The organism is Streptomyces sp. MGP-P1 (assembly GCF_057766565.1).
This window is the reverse complement of record NZ_JBYMEM010000007.1, coordinates 2,757,956-2,771,959: the sequence shown is the minus strand read 5'-3', so window position 1 is coordinate 2,771,959 and position 14,004 is coordinate 2,757,956. Positions and strand designations below refer to the sequence as shown.

The 14,004-nt window shown below is 70.1% G+C and carries 6 protein-coding genes and 1 pseudogene; 2 read left to right on the top strand and 5 right to left on the bottom strand.

The window, feature by feature from the left end:
• Positions 1-38: 38 nt before the first annotated feature.
• From AC3CH1_RS34085 to AC3CH1_RS34070, 4 genes are all read right to left on the bottom strand, one after another.
• Entirely contained in the window at positions 39-1,088 is a 1,050-nt protein-coding gene (locus AC3CH1_RS34085; RefSeq protein WP_488466403.1) for an ABC transporter permease, read from the bottom strand.
• The gene (locus AC3CH1_RS34080) at positions 1,085-2,062 is read right to left on the bottom strand and encodes an ABC transporter permease (protein ID WP_488466402.1); all 978 of its coding nucleotides are present in this window, start codon (positions 2,060-2,062) and stop codon (positions 1,085-1,087) included. Before AC3CH1_RS34080 ends, AC3CH1_RS34085 begins: the two co-directional genes overlap by 4 nt.
• The gene (locus AC3CH1_RS34075; RefSeq protein WP_488466401.1) at positions 2,059-3,678 is read right to left on the bottom strand and encodes a sugar ABC transporter ATP-binding protein; all 1,620 of its coding nucleotides are present in this window, start codon (positions 3,676-3,678) and stop codon (positions 2,059-2,061) included. The genes AC3CH1_RS34080 and AC3CH1_RS34075 overlap by 4 nt, the downstream gene beginning before the upstream one ends.
• A 90-nt stretch (positions 3,679-3,768) precedes the next feature.
• Positions 3,769-4,851: an ABC transporter substrate-binding protein gene (locus tag AC3CH1_RS34070; RefSeq protein ID WP_488466400.1), complete on the bottom strand. Its 1,083-nt coding sequence runs from the start codon at positions 4,849-4,851 to the stop codon at positions 3,769-3,771.
• A gap of 613 nt (positions 4,852-5,464) precedes the next feature.
• Between AC3CH1_RS34070 and AC3CH1_RS34065 the strand changes: the two genes are divergently transcribed.
• Both AC3CH1_RS34065 and AC3CH1_RS34060 read left to right on the top strand, forming a co-directional pair.
• On the top strand, positions 5,465-7,909 hold the full coding sequence (locus AC3CH1_RS34065) for an RICIN domain-containing protein (protein WP_488466399.1): 2,445 nt from the start codon (positions 5,465-5,467) through the stop codon (positions 7,907-7,909).
• Between the two features lie 83 nt (positions 7,910-7,992).
• Positions 7,993-10,345, top strand: a pseudogene (locus AC3CH1_RS34060) (AbfB domain-containing protein).
• A gap of 157 nt (positions 10,346-10,502) precedes the next feature.
• Here the strand turns inward: AC3CH1_RS34060 and AC3CH1_RS34055 are convergent.
• Entirely contained in the window at positions 10,503-13,856 is a 3,354-nt protein-coding gene (locus tag AC3CH1_RS34055) for a LamG-like jellyroll fold domain-containing protein (RefSeq protein WP_488466398.1), read from the bottom strand.
• Positions 13,857-14,004 lie beyond the last annotated feature (148 nt).

Genomic DNA, 14,004 nt, shown 5'->3' with positions numbered 1-14,004 from the left:
ATACGTACGGTTCAGACGGTTCTGCGGATACGTACGGTTCAGGTCGTTCTCCGGCTGCGCGCGAGGTAACGCTGCGCCACCACGACAACGATAAGGAAGCCGCCGCTGACCACCGACTGGTACGAGGAGTTGAGCGAGCCGATCTGGTTGATGAGGTTCTGGATCACGGCGAGGAGCAGGACGCCCCAGAGGGTGCCGCTGATGGATCCCGCGCCGCCGATGAGGAGGGTGCCGCCGATGACGACGGCGGAGATCGCGTCGAGTTCCATGCCGACGCCGACGATGGTGACGCCGGAGGAGAGGCGGGCGGCGTTGAGCGCTCCGGCGAGTCCGGCGAGCAGTCCGCTGAGGGTGTAGACGAGGATCTTCGTCCGGGCGACGGGCAAACCCATGAGGGTGGCCGCGTCGCTGCTGCCGCCGACGGCGAACAGGGTCTGTCCGAACGAGGTCCGCTGGAGCAGGAGTCCGCCCGCCCCGAAGAGGGCGAGTGCGACGAGGATCGGGTAGCCGAAGCCCCAGACGCTGCCCTGGCCGAGCTCGGCGAAGCCGGAGTCCTTGGGCACGAGGTAGGTGGTGGCGCCCTCGTCGGTGAAGGCGAGCAGCATGCCGCGCGCCGCGAGGAGAGTGGCGAGCGTGACGATGAAGGGCGCCATGTTCCCGCGGGCGATGAGCAGGCCGTTGACCAGCCCGATCGCGCCGCAGACCACCAGGGGTACGAGCAGGGCGGCGAAGAAGCCCCACTGGGAGGCCCAGGCGGCGAGCACGCCACCGAGGGCGAAGACGGAGCCGACGGAGAGGTCGATACCGCCGGTGATGATGACCAGGGTCATGCCGAGCGCGACGATCGCGAGGAACGAGGCCTGGACGGTGACGCCCCGGGCGTTGTCGAGGCTCGCGAACGTCGGGTAGACGAACGAGGCGATGAGGATCACGGTCAGCAGGACCGCGAGGACACCCTGGCGCTGGAGGAGTTCGCCGATCCGGGAGCCGGTGGAGCGTCCGGGGCGGGGTTCGGGGCGCGAGGGGGCGCTCTTGAGCGGCGCGGGGGCCTTCGCCGCGGGCACGGTGGCCGGTGGGGTGTTGTTCATCGGGACCTACGCTCCCGGGCGACGTAGACGGCGGCGATGATGATGGCCGCCTGGGCGATCTGTGCGGTGGAGTCGGGCAGGTCGTGCTTGACGAGGGTGGCGCGCAGCAGCTGCATGAGCAGGGCGCCCGCGACGGTGCCGAGCACCCGGACGGAGCCGCCGTTCAGCGGGGTGCCGCCGACGACGACGGCCGTGATGGCGGAGAGTTCCATGAGGGTGCCGAGCGAGGACGGGTCGCTGGCGGTGAGCCGGGCGGTGGCGAGGATGCCGGCGAGGGCCGCCATCACCCCGCACAGGATGTAGACGCCGATCAGGACGCGCTTGACGGGCAGCCCGGAGAGCGCCGCGGCCGAGCGGTTGCCGCCGATGGCGACGATCTGGCGGCCGAAGGTGGTGCGCTGCACCAGGAAGGCGACGGCCAGCGCGAGGACGCCCGCGATGAGGACGACCGTCGGGATGCCGAGGAAGGAGCCGGTGCCGAGCGCGAGGATGTCCGGGTTGACGATCTGCTTGAGCTGACCGTCCGCCATGACGAGGGCGAGGCCCCGGCCGCCGACGAACAGGGCGAGCGTGGCGACGATGGGTTGCAGCCCGACGAGCGAGACGAGCGTCCCGTTGATCGCGCCGACCACCGCTCCGGCGAGCAGGGCGATCAGGAGCGCGGGGACCAGTCCGTAGCCGAGGTAGAGCGGCAGCAGGGCGGCGGCGAGCGCCATGGTGGATCCGACGGAGAGGTCGATGCCCTCGGTGCCGATGACCAGGGCCATGCCGAGCGCGACGATCACGATGGGCGCGACCTGGACGAGCTGGGTGCGCAGGTTGTCGGCCGTCATGAAGTGCTCGGTGAACAGCGCGTTGAACAGCAGGACGACGGCGACGGCCGCGTACACCCCGTACTCCTGGTACCAGGCGGGGTCGCGCAGCCGGGCCAGTGGCTTCGCGGCGGGCCGTGGCAGGGTGGCCTGGTTGGTCATCGGGGGTCCTCCTGGGCGGCCGGGGCCTTCCCACCGGCATCGGGCGTGTGGTCGGCGAGCACTTCGAGCAGGCGGCTCTCGTCCACCTCGTCGCCGGCGAGTTCACCGGCGACCGCGCCGCCGCGCAGGACGACGATGCGGTCGGCGCCCTCGATCAGCTCCTCGATGTCGGAGGAGATCAGCAGTACGGCGAGGCCCTCGCGGGCGAGTTCGTCGATCAGGCTCTGCACCTCGGCCTTGGCGCCGACGTCGATGCCGCGGGTGGGCTCGTCGAGCAGCAGCACTTTGGGCTCCAGACAGAGCCATCGGGCGAGCAGCACCTTCTGCTGGTTGCCGCCGGAGAGTTCGCCGACCTTCTGCTCGGGGCTGGAGGCCTTGATCCGCAGCCGCTTCATGAAGATCCCGACGATGCGGTCCTGCTTGGCTCGGGAGACGATGCCGCCCCTGGAGAGCCGGGGCATCGCGGCGAGCACGATGTTCTCGCGGACGGAGAGGCCGGGGACGATGCCCTCGGCCTTGCGGTCCTCGGGGAGCATGCTGATGCCCGCGCGGATGGCGGCGGCCGGGGTGGGGCGGCCGAGGCGCTTGCCGTCGACGGTGATCTCCCCGCCGTCCAGGGTCAGCGCGCCGGTCAGCGCCTTGGCGGTCTCGCTGCGCCCGGAGCCCAGCAGTCCGCCGAGTCCCAGCACCTCACCGGCGTACAACTCCACGGATATGTCGTGCAGTTGGTGGCGGCGGTCGAGGCCCTTGGCGGTGAGGACGGGGGTGCGGCCCGCGTCGTGCCCTTCGGCGGCGAAGCCGGTGAGGCCGTCGCGCCGGACCTCGGCCATGTCGCGGCCGAGCATCATGGACACCAGCTGCATGCGTTCCAGCGGGGCCAGTTCGCCGGTGTGGATGTGGCGGCCGTCGCGCAGGACGGTGACCCGGTCGCAGATGCGGTAGAGCTCGTCCATGCGGTGGCTGACGTAGAGGACGGCGATGCCCTGGCCGCGCAGGTTCTCGATGACCCGGAAGAGGGTCTCGACCTCGCGGGGCTCCAGCGAAGAGGTGGGTTCGTCCATGATGACGACCTGGGCCCGGACGGAGACGGCGCGGGCGAGCGCGACCATCTGCTGGGTGCCGATGCCGAGCGTGTGCAGGGGCCGCTTGGGGTCGACGCGGACGCCGAAGCCGTCGAGGAGTTCGGTGGTCTCGCGGTTCATCCGGGCGAAGTCGATGAGCCCGAGGCGGTTCTTGGGTTCCCGGCCCAGGAAGATGTTGCGCGCCACGCTCATCAGCGGGACGAGGTTCACCTCCTGGTAGATGGTGGAGATCCCGGCCTGCTGCGCCTCGAAGGGGCGGGCGAAGCGGACGGGTTCGCCGCTCACGCGCACCTCGCCCTCATCGCTCCGGTAGACGCCGGTGAGCACCTTGATGAGGGTGGACTTGCCGGCCCCGTTCTCGCCGACGAGCGCGTGGACCTCGCCCGCGCGCAGGGCGAAGGAGACGTCGTCCAGGGCGACGACGCCCGGGAACCGCTTGCTCACCGAGCGGGCTTCGAGGACGGGGTCCGCCACGGATGCGGCACCGGCCCCGGGGGCATCCGGGTGCTGGGTTGTCGCTGGGGTTGGTGCCATGAATCCTGGCCTTCCGGTGTTACGGGAATGGGACCGGGCCGCCGCTCGCCCGGGAGCCCCGGGCGTCGCGGCGGCAGGCCGTCGAGGGGGTCAGTACGCTCCGCCGAGCGATTCCTTGGCGTTGGCCTCGTCGTACTCGCGGTCGGTGATGATCACGTTCTCGGGGATCTCCTCACCGGCGTAGAACTTCTGCGCGGTGGCGAAGGCGAGCGGACCGAAGCGCGGGTTGGACTCGATGACGGCGTTGTACTCGCCGTTGACGAGGGCCTGGACGGCGTTGCGGGTGCCGTCGACGGAGACGATCTTGACGTCCTTGCCGGGCTTCTTGCCGGCCGCCTTCAGCGCGGTGACCGCTCCGAGGCCCATCTCGTCGTTCTCGGCGTAGACGGCGGTGATGTCGGGCTTGGACTGGATGAGCTGCTCCATGACCTGCTGGCCCTTGTCGCGGGCGAACTCGCCGGTCTGCTGGGCGACGATCTCCAGGCCGGGGGCCTTCGCCTCGACCTGGTCGACGAAGCCCTTGGTGCGGTCGGTGGTGACGTTGTTGCCGGACGCGCCGAGCAGGATGGCGACCTTGCCCTTGCCGCCGGTGACCTTGATCATCGCGTCGGCGGCGCGCTTGCCCTGCTCGACGAAGTCGGAGCCGAGGAAGGCCACATAGTCCTTGCAGGCGGTGGAGTTGACCTTGCGGTCGATGGTGAGGACGGGGACCTTCTTGGCGGCTGCGGCCTTCAACGCGGGTTCCAGACCGTCCGAGTTGAGCGGGGCGACGATGAGGAACTGGGCGCCCTGGGACAGCATGTCCTGGATGTCGCTGATCTGCTTGGACAGCTGGGACTGGGCGTTGGTGGTGAGGAGCTTCTTGACGCCGACCTTCTCCGCCTCGTCCTTGATGGACTGGGTCTCGGCGATCCGGAAGGGGTTGGCCTCCTTCTCCGACTGGGAGAAGCCGACCACCGCGTCCTTGAGGTCCAGTTTCGGCGCGCCGTAGGTGGTCAGCTTGCAGCCCGAACCGGAGGTGGAATCGGGGGTCTTGGCCTCCTGCGCGCCCTGACTGCTGTCGCCGCCCGCGGTGTTGGAGGTCTCCGACTTGGCGCAGCCGGCGGCGGCCAGCGTGGTCGCTGCGAGGACGCAGGCCACGGCGAGGGTACGGGATCGACGCTGGATCATCATGCGCGGAACGCTCCTTGGCGGGTTGACAGCACGCTGATCGGCGTGCGGTCGGGCATGCGGGACGAGGCATCGGCTGCTCTGCGGCCGCTGCCGCCGCATTCCTCGCACCCCTGCTCCGTACTGCGGGAACAGTGGTCGCGAGGGTCTGCGCGGCCTGTCGGCGACTCGTTTTACAACGTTATATATGCGGTGCGGCACGGGCGGCAAGAGCGTTGCCGATGCGTTTTCAGAATGTGTCGGCGGACGGCCGGAGCTCACCCGCACTCCGGGAAGCACCCTTCGGCAAAGCGCTGCGCGAGGCCTGGACACCCGCCCGACGCCGTGCTGTCATACCGCCGGACGCTCGATTTTCAACGTTGCAAGAACGGTCGCCCTCCGACCGCCCCGCCGCGCGACGGCGGCCTTCGGCGTGCGCCCGGCCGCCGCTGCCCCGCGCCCCGCTCCGCCCGGGCCCCACCACACGCCCGGCAGCGTCCGTTCACCGCTTCCCCGCATGTCAGCCGCACAGCGCACCGCACAGCAGCCCCCTCCGCACGGCCACGGAGCCGTGCGGGTCCCCCCACCGAGCCCGGCCGCGGCACTGGCGGCCGGGCCGAGAGCAGGAGCCGCACCGATGCCCCTGAACCGCAGGCAGCTCATCACGACCGCGGTGGCCACCGCGGTCGCCACCGGCGCGACGAGCCGGTGGGCGACCGCCGCCACCCCCGACCGCCACCGGATGCCGGTCGCCCGGGGCGGCCACTACGCCCCCAACGCCGCCCCACTGCACCCCACCGCGTTCCTCAAGCTCCCACCGGGCAGGGTGAAGGCGCGCGGCTGGCTGGCCGGACAGCTGAAGCTCCAACTGGAGGGGCTGTGCGGCCGGTACGAGGAGTTCTCGCACTTCCTGGACTTCACGGCCACCGGTTGGGTGCGCCCGGACCGGGGCGGCTGGGAGGAAGTCCCCTACTGGCTGCGCGGATACGTCGATCTCGCGATCGTCACCGGAGACGCGGCCGCGCTGACCACCACCCGCCGCTGGCTGGACGCGATCCTCGCCACCGGGCAGCCCGACGGCTTCTTCGGCCCGAAGGCACTGCGCACCTCACTGAACGGCGGGCCCGACTTCTGGCCGTTCCTCCCCCTGATCCAGGCCCTGCGCTCCTGGCAGGAGTACAGCGGCGACACCCGGATCATCCCCTTCCTCAGCCGCTTCTTCCGCTACATGAACGCCCAGGGCCCGGGGGCCTTCGACACCAGTTGGATCGCCCTGCGCTGGGGCGACGGCCTCGACAGCGTCATGTGGCTCTACAACCGCACCGGCGACGCGTTCCTCCTGGACCTCGTCGACAAGATCCACCGGTACGGGGCGGACTGGGGCGACAACCTGGTCAACCCGCACAACGTCAACATCGCGCAGGGCTTCCGGGAGCCCGCCCAGTTCGCGCTGCGCAGCGGCTCTGCCACCGACACCCGGAACACCTACGGCACGTACGCGAAGGCCATGGACGCCTACGGGCAGTTCCCCGGCGGCGGCTTCGCCGGCGACGAGAACGCCCGGCCGGGCCACGGCGACCCCCGCCAGGGCTTCGAGACCTGCGGCATCGTCGAGTTCATGGCGAGCCACCAGCTGCTCACCCGGATCACCGGGGACCCGCTGTGGGCGGACCGCTGCGAGGAACTGGCGTTCAACTCCCTTCCGGCGTCCCTCGATCCGTCGGGCAGGGCGGTGCACTACATCACCTGCGCCAACAGCGTGGACCTGGACAACGCGCCCAAGCGGGACCGCCAGTTCCAGAACGGCTTCGCGATGCTGGCGTATCTGCCGGGCGTCGACCAGTACCGCTGCTGTCCGCACAACTACGGCATGGGCTGGCCCTACTTCACCGAGGAGCTGTGGCTCGCCACCCCGGACGGCGGGCTCGCGGCGGCGATGTACGCGCCGAGCGAGGTGAGGGCCAAGGTCGCGGACGGCACGGAGGTGACCTTCACCGAGGAGACCGGCTACCCCTTCACCGACACGGTCGAGCTCACCCTGACCTCGCCGAAGCCGCTGCGCTTCCCGCTGGTCCTGCGCGTCCCGGCCTGGTGCGCGGACCCGGAGGTCCGGGTCAACGGGCAGCGGGTCGCCGCCCCCGCCGGACCCGCCTTCACCCGGCTCGACCGGACCTGGTCGAGCGGCGACAAGGTCACCCTGCGGCTGCCGCAGCGGACCGCCGTACGCACCTGGGCACAGAACCACGGCTCGGTCAGCGTGGACCACGGGCCGCTCACGTACTCACTGCGGATCGGTGAGAGGTACGAGCGGATCGGCGGCAGCGACGCCTTCCCGGAGTACGCGGTCCACGCCACGAGCCCCTGGAACTACGGCCTCGTCCTGGACACCGCCCGCCCCGCCGCGTCCCTGCTCCACCGCTCCACGGGACGGGCCCCCGGCGACAACCCGTTCACCCTGGAGGGCACCCCGCTCACCATGACCGCCCGCGCCCGCCGCATCCCCGAGTGGACGGCGGACGACGAGCGGGTGGTCGCTCCGCTCCAGGCGAGTCCGGCGCGCTCGACCGAGCCGGTCGAGGAGGTCACCCTGGTGCCGATGGGCGCGGCCCGGCTGCGGATCACGTCGTTCCCGACGGCCGCCCCGGACGCGGAACCGTGGCTGGCGGACCGCTGGTACCGGATCGCGAACCGGCACTCGGGCAAGGTGCTGGGCGTGGACGGCATGTCGACCGCGAACAGCGCCCACGTCGTGCAGTTCGGCGACACGGGGACCGCCGACCACCTGTGGCGGCTGGTGGCCAACGGGGACGGCTGGTACCGCATCCGCAACCGGCACTCCGGCAAGGTGCTCGGCGTCGACCTGATGTCCACCGCGAACAGCGCCCACGTCGTGCAGTTCGACGACACGGGGACGGCCGACCACCTCTGGCAGCTCGTCCCGGACGGCGACGGCTGGTACCGCGTCCGCAACCGGAACTCCGCCAAGGTGCTGGGCGTGGACGGGATGTCCACGGCCGACAGCGCCCATGTCGTCCAGTACGACGACAACGGAACGGCCGACCATCTGTGGCGGCTCCTCTGACAGCTCTCCCTTCCCCCACCGCTCCCCGCGCCGCTCCGGCGCGGGGAGTCGTCCCTGTACGACCGTAGAAAGGGATGTTCCGCATGCGACCAGCACCCGCACCTCGCCATCGCACCTGGTGGCGGAGGTTAACGGCCACCACCGGCCTGCTCGCCCTGGTGACCACCGCCCTCGTGGGGACCGGCACGTCCCCGGCGACGGCCGCGCCCGCGGCCTGGGAGCCGAAGCCGACGCCCATGACGACGCCGTGGACGAACCAGGTCCCCGTCGACAAGCCGCTGCCGGAGTATCCGCGCCCGCAGCTGACCCGCCCGGACTGGACGAACCTCAACGGCATCTGGGACTTCCGCGGTCACCGGCCGTGACGCCGGGCAGCCGGCGGCCTTCCCGGAGCAGATCCGGGTCCCGTTCGTCGCCGAGTCCGCGCTCTCCGGCATCCAGCGCCGCATCACCGAGATGGACAAGCTCTGGTACAAGCGGACCTTCACCGTCCCCGCGAACTGGGACGGGCGCCGGGTCAAGCTGCACTTCGGCGCCTCCGACTGGCAGACCACCGTCCGGGTCAACGGCACCCAGGTCGGGGCGCACAAGGGTGGCTTCGACTCCTTCGCGTACGACATCACCCCGCAGCTCAACGGGGGTACGAACACCGTCGTGGTCTCCGTGTACGACCCGAGCCAGACCGGCGGCCAGGCGGTCGGCAAGCAGCGGATCAACGACGTGAAGCCGCATCCGGGCGGCGGGATCTTCTACACCGCGGCGTCCGGCATCTGGCAGACGGTCTGGCTGGAACCAGTGGCCTCCGCGCACATCACCCGCCTCGACATGACGCCGAACCTGGGGAACAGCACCCTGCGGGTGAGGGTCCAGACGGCGGGCGCGGCGGGCCGGAGCGCCCGGATCACCGTCTCCACCGGCGGTACGGTGGTGGGCACGGCCACCGGCGCGGTGGCCGGGGAGATCTCCGTACCCGTGCCTGACCCCCGTCTGTGGACGCCCGAGGACCCGTTCCTGTACGACGTGAGGGCGGATCTCCTCGACGGCTCGGCCGTCGGCGACACCGTGGGCGGCTACACCGGTATGCGGTCCGTGGGCCTGGCGAAGGTGGACGGCATCCTGCGGCCGTTGCTCAACGGGAAGTTCGTGTTCCAGACCGGCACCCTGGACCAGGGGTACTGGCCGGACGGCATCTACACCGCGCCGAGCGACGAGGCGCTGAAGTACGACCTCCAGGCCCACAAGGACCTCGGCTTCAACATGGTCCGCAAGCACATCAAGGTGGAGCCGCAACGGTGGTTCTACTGGGCGGACAGGCTGGGGCTGCTGGTGTGGCAGGACATGCCGTCGATGGACACCGGCAAGGTGCCGGACGGGCCCGCGCGCACCCAGTGGGAGGCGGAGTACCGCAACATCATCGACCAGCACCGCAGCTCGCCGTCGGTGGTGATGTGGGTCAACCAGAACGAGGGCTGGGGCCAGTACGACCAGGCCCGGATCGCCGACGAGGTCAAGGCACAGGATCCCTCGCGCCTGGTCAACAACATGAGCGGGGTCAACTGCTGCGGCTCGGTCGACGGCGGCAACGGCGACGTGATCGACAACCACATCTACGTCGGCCCCGGCAACACCGCGCCGAGCGCCACCCGGGCCGCCGTGCTGGGCGAGTTCGGCGGGCTCGGCTACAAGGTGCCCGGTCACGAGTGGTACCCGGGCGGCGGCTTCAGCTACGAGGACCAGCCGAGCATCGCGGCCCTCGACAACCGGTTCGTCGGACTCCTCGACGCCATCCGCGTCGGCCAACTCCCGGCCGGGCTCTCCGCGTCGGTCTACACGGAGATCACCGACGTCGAGAACGAGGCGAACGGACTGCTGACGTACGACCGCCAGGTGGTCAAGGTCGACACCGCCCGGGTCAGGGCCGCCAACCAGGCCCTGATCCAGGCGTCCCGGAACCCCGCACCCCCGGTGAACCTCCCCACCGGGCAGAACAGGTCGCTGCGGGTCACCACGCCCGGTCACACGACGAAGCACCTGCGGCACTACGACGAGCTGGCCCTCACCGAGTTGGTGAACAGCGGGAGTTCGGCCCTGCTGAAGGCGGACGCCACCTGGAAGATCGTCCCCGGTCTCGCCAACGGCAACTGCTACTCCTTCGAGTCGCGGAACTACCCCGGCGAGTTCCTTCGCCACCGGGAGTTCCGCGTGCGGCGCGACGCCGACGACAACTCCGCGCTGTTCAGGGCGGATGCCACCTGGTGCGCGGTCGCCGGGAACGGCGGGGTGCGGTTCACCAGCGCCAACATGCCCGGCGGCTATCTGCGCCACATCGACTCCGAGGTGTGGCTGGCCACTCCCGGCGGCGGCAGGCCCTTCGACAGTCCGGCCTCCTTCGCCGAGGACACCACCTGGGCGGTGGACGCGCCCTGGGCCCCGTGACCCCCGGGGGCCGATGACGACGAGCGGGTGAACGACCGGCCGGCCCGGCCACGACGGGGAGAGTCTTCCGTCGCGGCCGGGCCGGCTGTGTGCGGAGGGTGTGCCCGGAGTCGGAAGCGGTCAGGGGCGCGGTCCGGGACCCGTGGTCCTTCCCGCGTTACGGCTGCTGACCGCCGTGCAGCGCGGACACCTCCTCGGCGGTCAGGGCCTTGTCGTACACCCCGACCTGATCGACGGAGCCGTTCCAGAAGTCGCCCCTGGCGCCGTCGTACTGGGCCCGCCCGACGGAGAGCGGGCCGGTGCTCACATCGGCCGGCCCGGCCTCGGTGGTGGCGGCGGGCTTCCCGTCGACGTACAGCGTGATCGTGTCGCCCTCGCGGACCCCGACCAGGTGGTACCACTTACCGGTCTCCGGGGTGATCTCCAGGCGGGCGCGCTTGCCGCCCGGGGTGGAGAAGGCGAACGCGCCCTGTCCGTACTGGAGGTAGAAGGGGTTCTCGGTGCGCCGGCCGTCCTGGCTGACGACGGTGGCGTAGTTGCCCGGCACGACGTCCAGCGAGGCCCACGCGGAGACCGTGTAGTCCTTCGTGGTGTCCACGACGGGGCCGGCGCTCTGCGCGTACTGCCCCTCACCGTCGAACTTCAGCGCCGATCCCGTCACGCCGGGGGCCCAGGACGTGCCGCCCTCCAGGGCGAGGTGGGCCTTGTTGGGGCCGCTGTCGCGGGCGGTGGCGCCCTTGTTGTCGTCGAGCGACCAGGAGCCGCCGCCCTTCAGCTCGTCGCGCTCGCCGGCGTTGGCCCCGGCGGCGATGACCTGGCGGTTGATCTCCCGGACCTTCTTCGGGTCGACCTTGATCTCCCGACGATCGTACGTCCACAGACCGTTCAGCTCGTTCTCCAGGTCGCTGACCTGGGTGTAGACGGAACCGGACAGCTCGGCGCCGGCGGCGGCGAGGTAGTACGTACGGGTGTTGTCGACGTACTTCGCGGTGAGGGCGGCCTTGTCCGCGACCCCGCTGTAGATGTTGGCGGGCGCGCCGGGCCACATGTGCCCCGGCGTCCGGAGCGTGAAGCCGCCGTGCTCGCCGTCCATCGCGGCGCGACGGTCGTCCGGGAAGGCCGGGTCGTTGTTCACGTAGTCGTGGTGGTCGATGATCTCGCCCTTGCCGGAATCGCCCTTGGAAGCGCAGCAGTTGACACCGCTGTGCGCGTTGACGACGCGGGACGGGTCCAGTGCCTTGACGTCCTCGGCGATCTTGCCGGTCTCGGTGCGGTCCCACTCGCCCCAGCCCTCGTTGAAGACGATCCAGCCGCTGATCGAGGGGTAGTTGTGGAATTGCTTCATCATCTCCTTCCCCTGGGTGAGGAAGGCGTTCTTGCCGGTGTCGTTGTCGATGTCGGCGTTGACGAAGTCCTGCCACACGAGCAGTCCGAGCCGGTCGGCGTGGTAGTACCAGCGCGGCGACTCCACCTTGATGTGCTTGCGCACGGCGTTGAACCCGAGGTCCTTCTGTGCCTTCAGGTCGAAGGTGAGGGCGGCGTCGCTGGGCTGCGTGTACAGCCCGTCGGGCCAGAAACCCTGGTCGAGCATGGCGAGGGAGAAGAAGGGCTTGCCGTTGAGGACGAGCTTCTGGTAGCCGCCCACCTTGTCGATCTTCAGCTGGCGCATCCCGAAGTAGCTCTCGACGCTGTCCTTGGAGCGGCCGTCGGCGAGGGAGACGTCGAGGTCGTACAGGTAGGGGTCGTCCGGCGACCAGAGGTGCTGGTTCTTCACCGGCAGGCTCAGCTTGCGGTTGGCCGGTCCGGTGACCGTGCCGACGACCTTGCCCCCGCGGTCGCGGGCGACGGCGGTGATCCGGGCGTCGGGGGAGGCCTTCGCGGAGTTGACGGTGACCGCGAGGCGGCCGGTGCCGATGTCCGGGGTGGTGGTCAGGGAGTCGATGGCGGCGGGGGCGACCGGCTCCATCCACACGGTCTGCCAGATGCCGGAGGTCGGGGTGTAGACGATGCCGCCCGGGTTGGTCGACTGCTTGCCCTTGGGCTGGTTCGGGCCGGTCTCGTCGGTGACGGCGACGACGATCTCCTGGGGGCCGCCGCCCTTCAGCGCGTCGGTGATGTCGGCGGTGAACCCGGTGTAGCCGCCGGTGTGTTCGGCGACCTTGGTGCCGTTGACCCAGACGGTGGACTGATAGTCGACGGCGTCGAAGTTGAGCTTCAGCCGCTTGGACGCGTCCTTGTTCCCCTTGCCGACCGACCAGTTCTTCGGCACGGTGACGAGCTTGCGGTAGAACATGTGGTCCTCGTCGCGCTCCAGACCGGAGAGCTGCGACTCGACCGGGAACGGCACGATGATCTTCTCGTCGAGCTTCTTGCCGAAGACCGGCTGCTCGCCCTCGGTGGCCCCGGCGAACTCCCAGGGGCCGTTGAGGTTCTTCCACTGGTCGCGGACCTGCTGCGGCCGGGGGTACTCCGGGAGCGGGCGGTTCTCGTCCAGCTTGTCGCCCCAGGTGGTGGTGAGACGGTGCGTGGAGAGGTTCTTGGCGGTGCGGCCGATCTCCGGGACGGTCTCGGTCCCCGACTTCAGACCGCCCTGGCCGTCGTAGACGACCTTGACGCGCTGGCCCTTCTGGACCGGTGCGGCGAGATCGACGATCAGCGCCCTCGGGTCGTCCGAGGCCCGGTTCACCGACTTCACCGGCATCGGGGAGGTGTCGACCTCGATCTTGAGGTGCTCCTTCACCCTCCGGTAGTCCGAGACGCGGTCGCGGAAGGTGGCCTGGAGGCGCTTGCCGTTCTTCGCGACACTCAGGGCGACCGGGTAGACCTCGAAGTCGGCGGGCGGGGTGAACGCGGACTCGGGCACGATCTGCTTCTCGAGGGTGTCGCTCCCCCAGCGCAGGAACATGCTGGCGCCGCCGATGTCCTGGAACATCTCCAGCTTGAAGTCGTGCTTCTCCCCGGCCTTCAGGGAGATCGGAGCGCTGTGCTGCTCCTTGTCCCAGTCCGGCTCCCAGTGGTCGATGACAACGTTTCCGTCGAGGTAGAGGCGGAAGCCGTTGTCGCCGATGGCGGAGAAGGTGTACTCCCCGGTCTCGGGGGCTTCCAGCTGTCCCGTCCAACGGGCCGTCGTGTGCTCGGTCTTGCCGGTGGCCGACTCGAACGTCCCTGTGAGTCCGGGGAAGTTGATCTCGGGGTCCAGGGAGGTGGCGCCGAGTTCCGCGAAGTCCCGGGCGCCCGGGGCGGACATGCTGAAGTACTCGCCCTTCAGCCCGTGGACATCGGTGATCGGGTCGTCGGCCGTGAAGGCGTTGGCGGTGGCTTCGGACGGTACGGCGGGTGCGGCGGCCGCCGTCGGGACCAGGGTGGCACCGACCGGTATGAGCAGCGCCGCAGCGCAGGTCAGAGCCCTGAACAGGGCACGGGGGCGCGGGTGTTGTCGTCTCAAGGCGTCGTCCTCGTCGAAGAGCCGGGGGGTGCCTCGAACCGCGAGGCACTGCACATAGTCGAACATTGAGCCACAACACCAAACACTGCACAACGGTCGTGCACGCAGAATTTTCAACGATATAAATCTGGCTCGCGCCGCTCGGTCCTGTCGTCGAACTCCCGTCGCCGCCCGGAGGGCGGCCCCTGCGGGGTCAGGTGCGTGCCCTCGGCGT

Coding starts and splice junctions, on each gene's coding strand:
- AC3CH1_RS34085 (WP_488466403.1), bottom strand. CDS start 1,088: ATGAACAACACCCCACCGGCCACCGTGCCCGCGGCGAAGGCCCCCGCG.
- AC3CH1_RS34055 (WP_488466398.1), bottom strand. CDS start 13,856: ATGTTCGACTATGTGCAGTGCCTCGCGGTTCGAGGCACCCCCCGGCTC.
- AC3CH1_RS34075 (WP_488466401.1), bottom strand. CDS start 3,678: ATGGCACCAACCCCAGCGACAACCCAGCACCCGGATGCCCCCGGGGCC.
- AC3CH1_RS34080 (WP_488466402.1), bottom strand. CDS start 2,062: ATGACCAACCAGGCCACCCTGCCACGGCCCGCCGCGAAGCCACTGGCC.
- AC3CH1_RS34065 (WP_488466399.1), top strand. CDS start 5,465: ATGCCCCTGAACCGCAGGCAGCTCATCACGACCGCGGTGGCCACCGCG.
- AC3CH1_RS34070 (WP_488466400.1), bottom strand. CDS start 4,851: ATGATGATCCAGCGTCGATCCCGTACCCTCGCCGTGGCCTGCGTCCTC.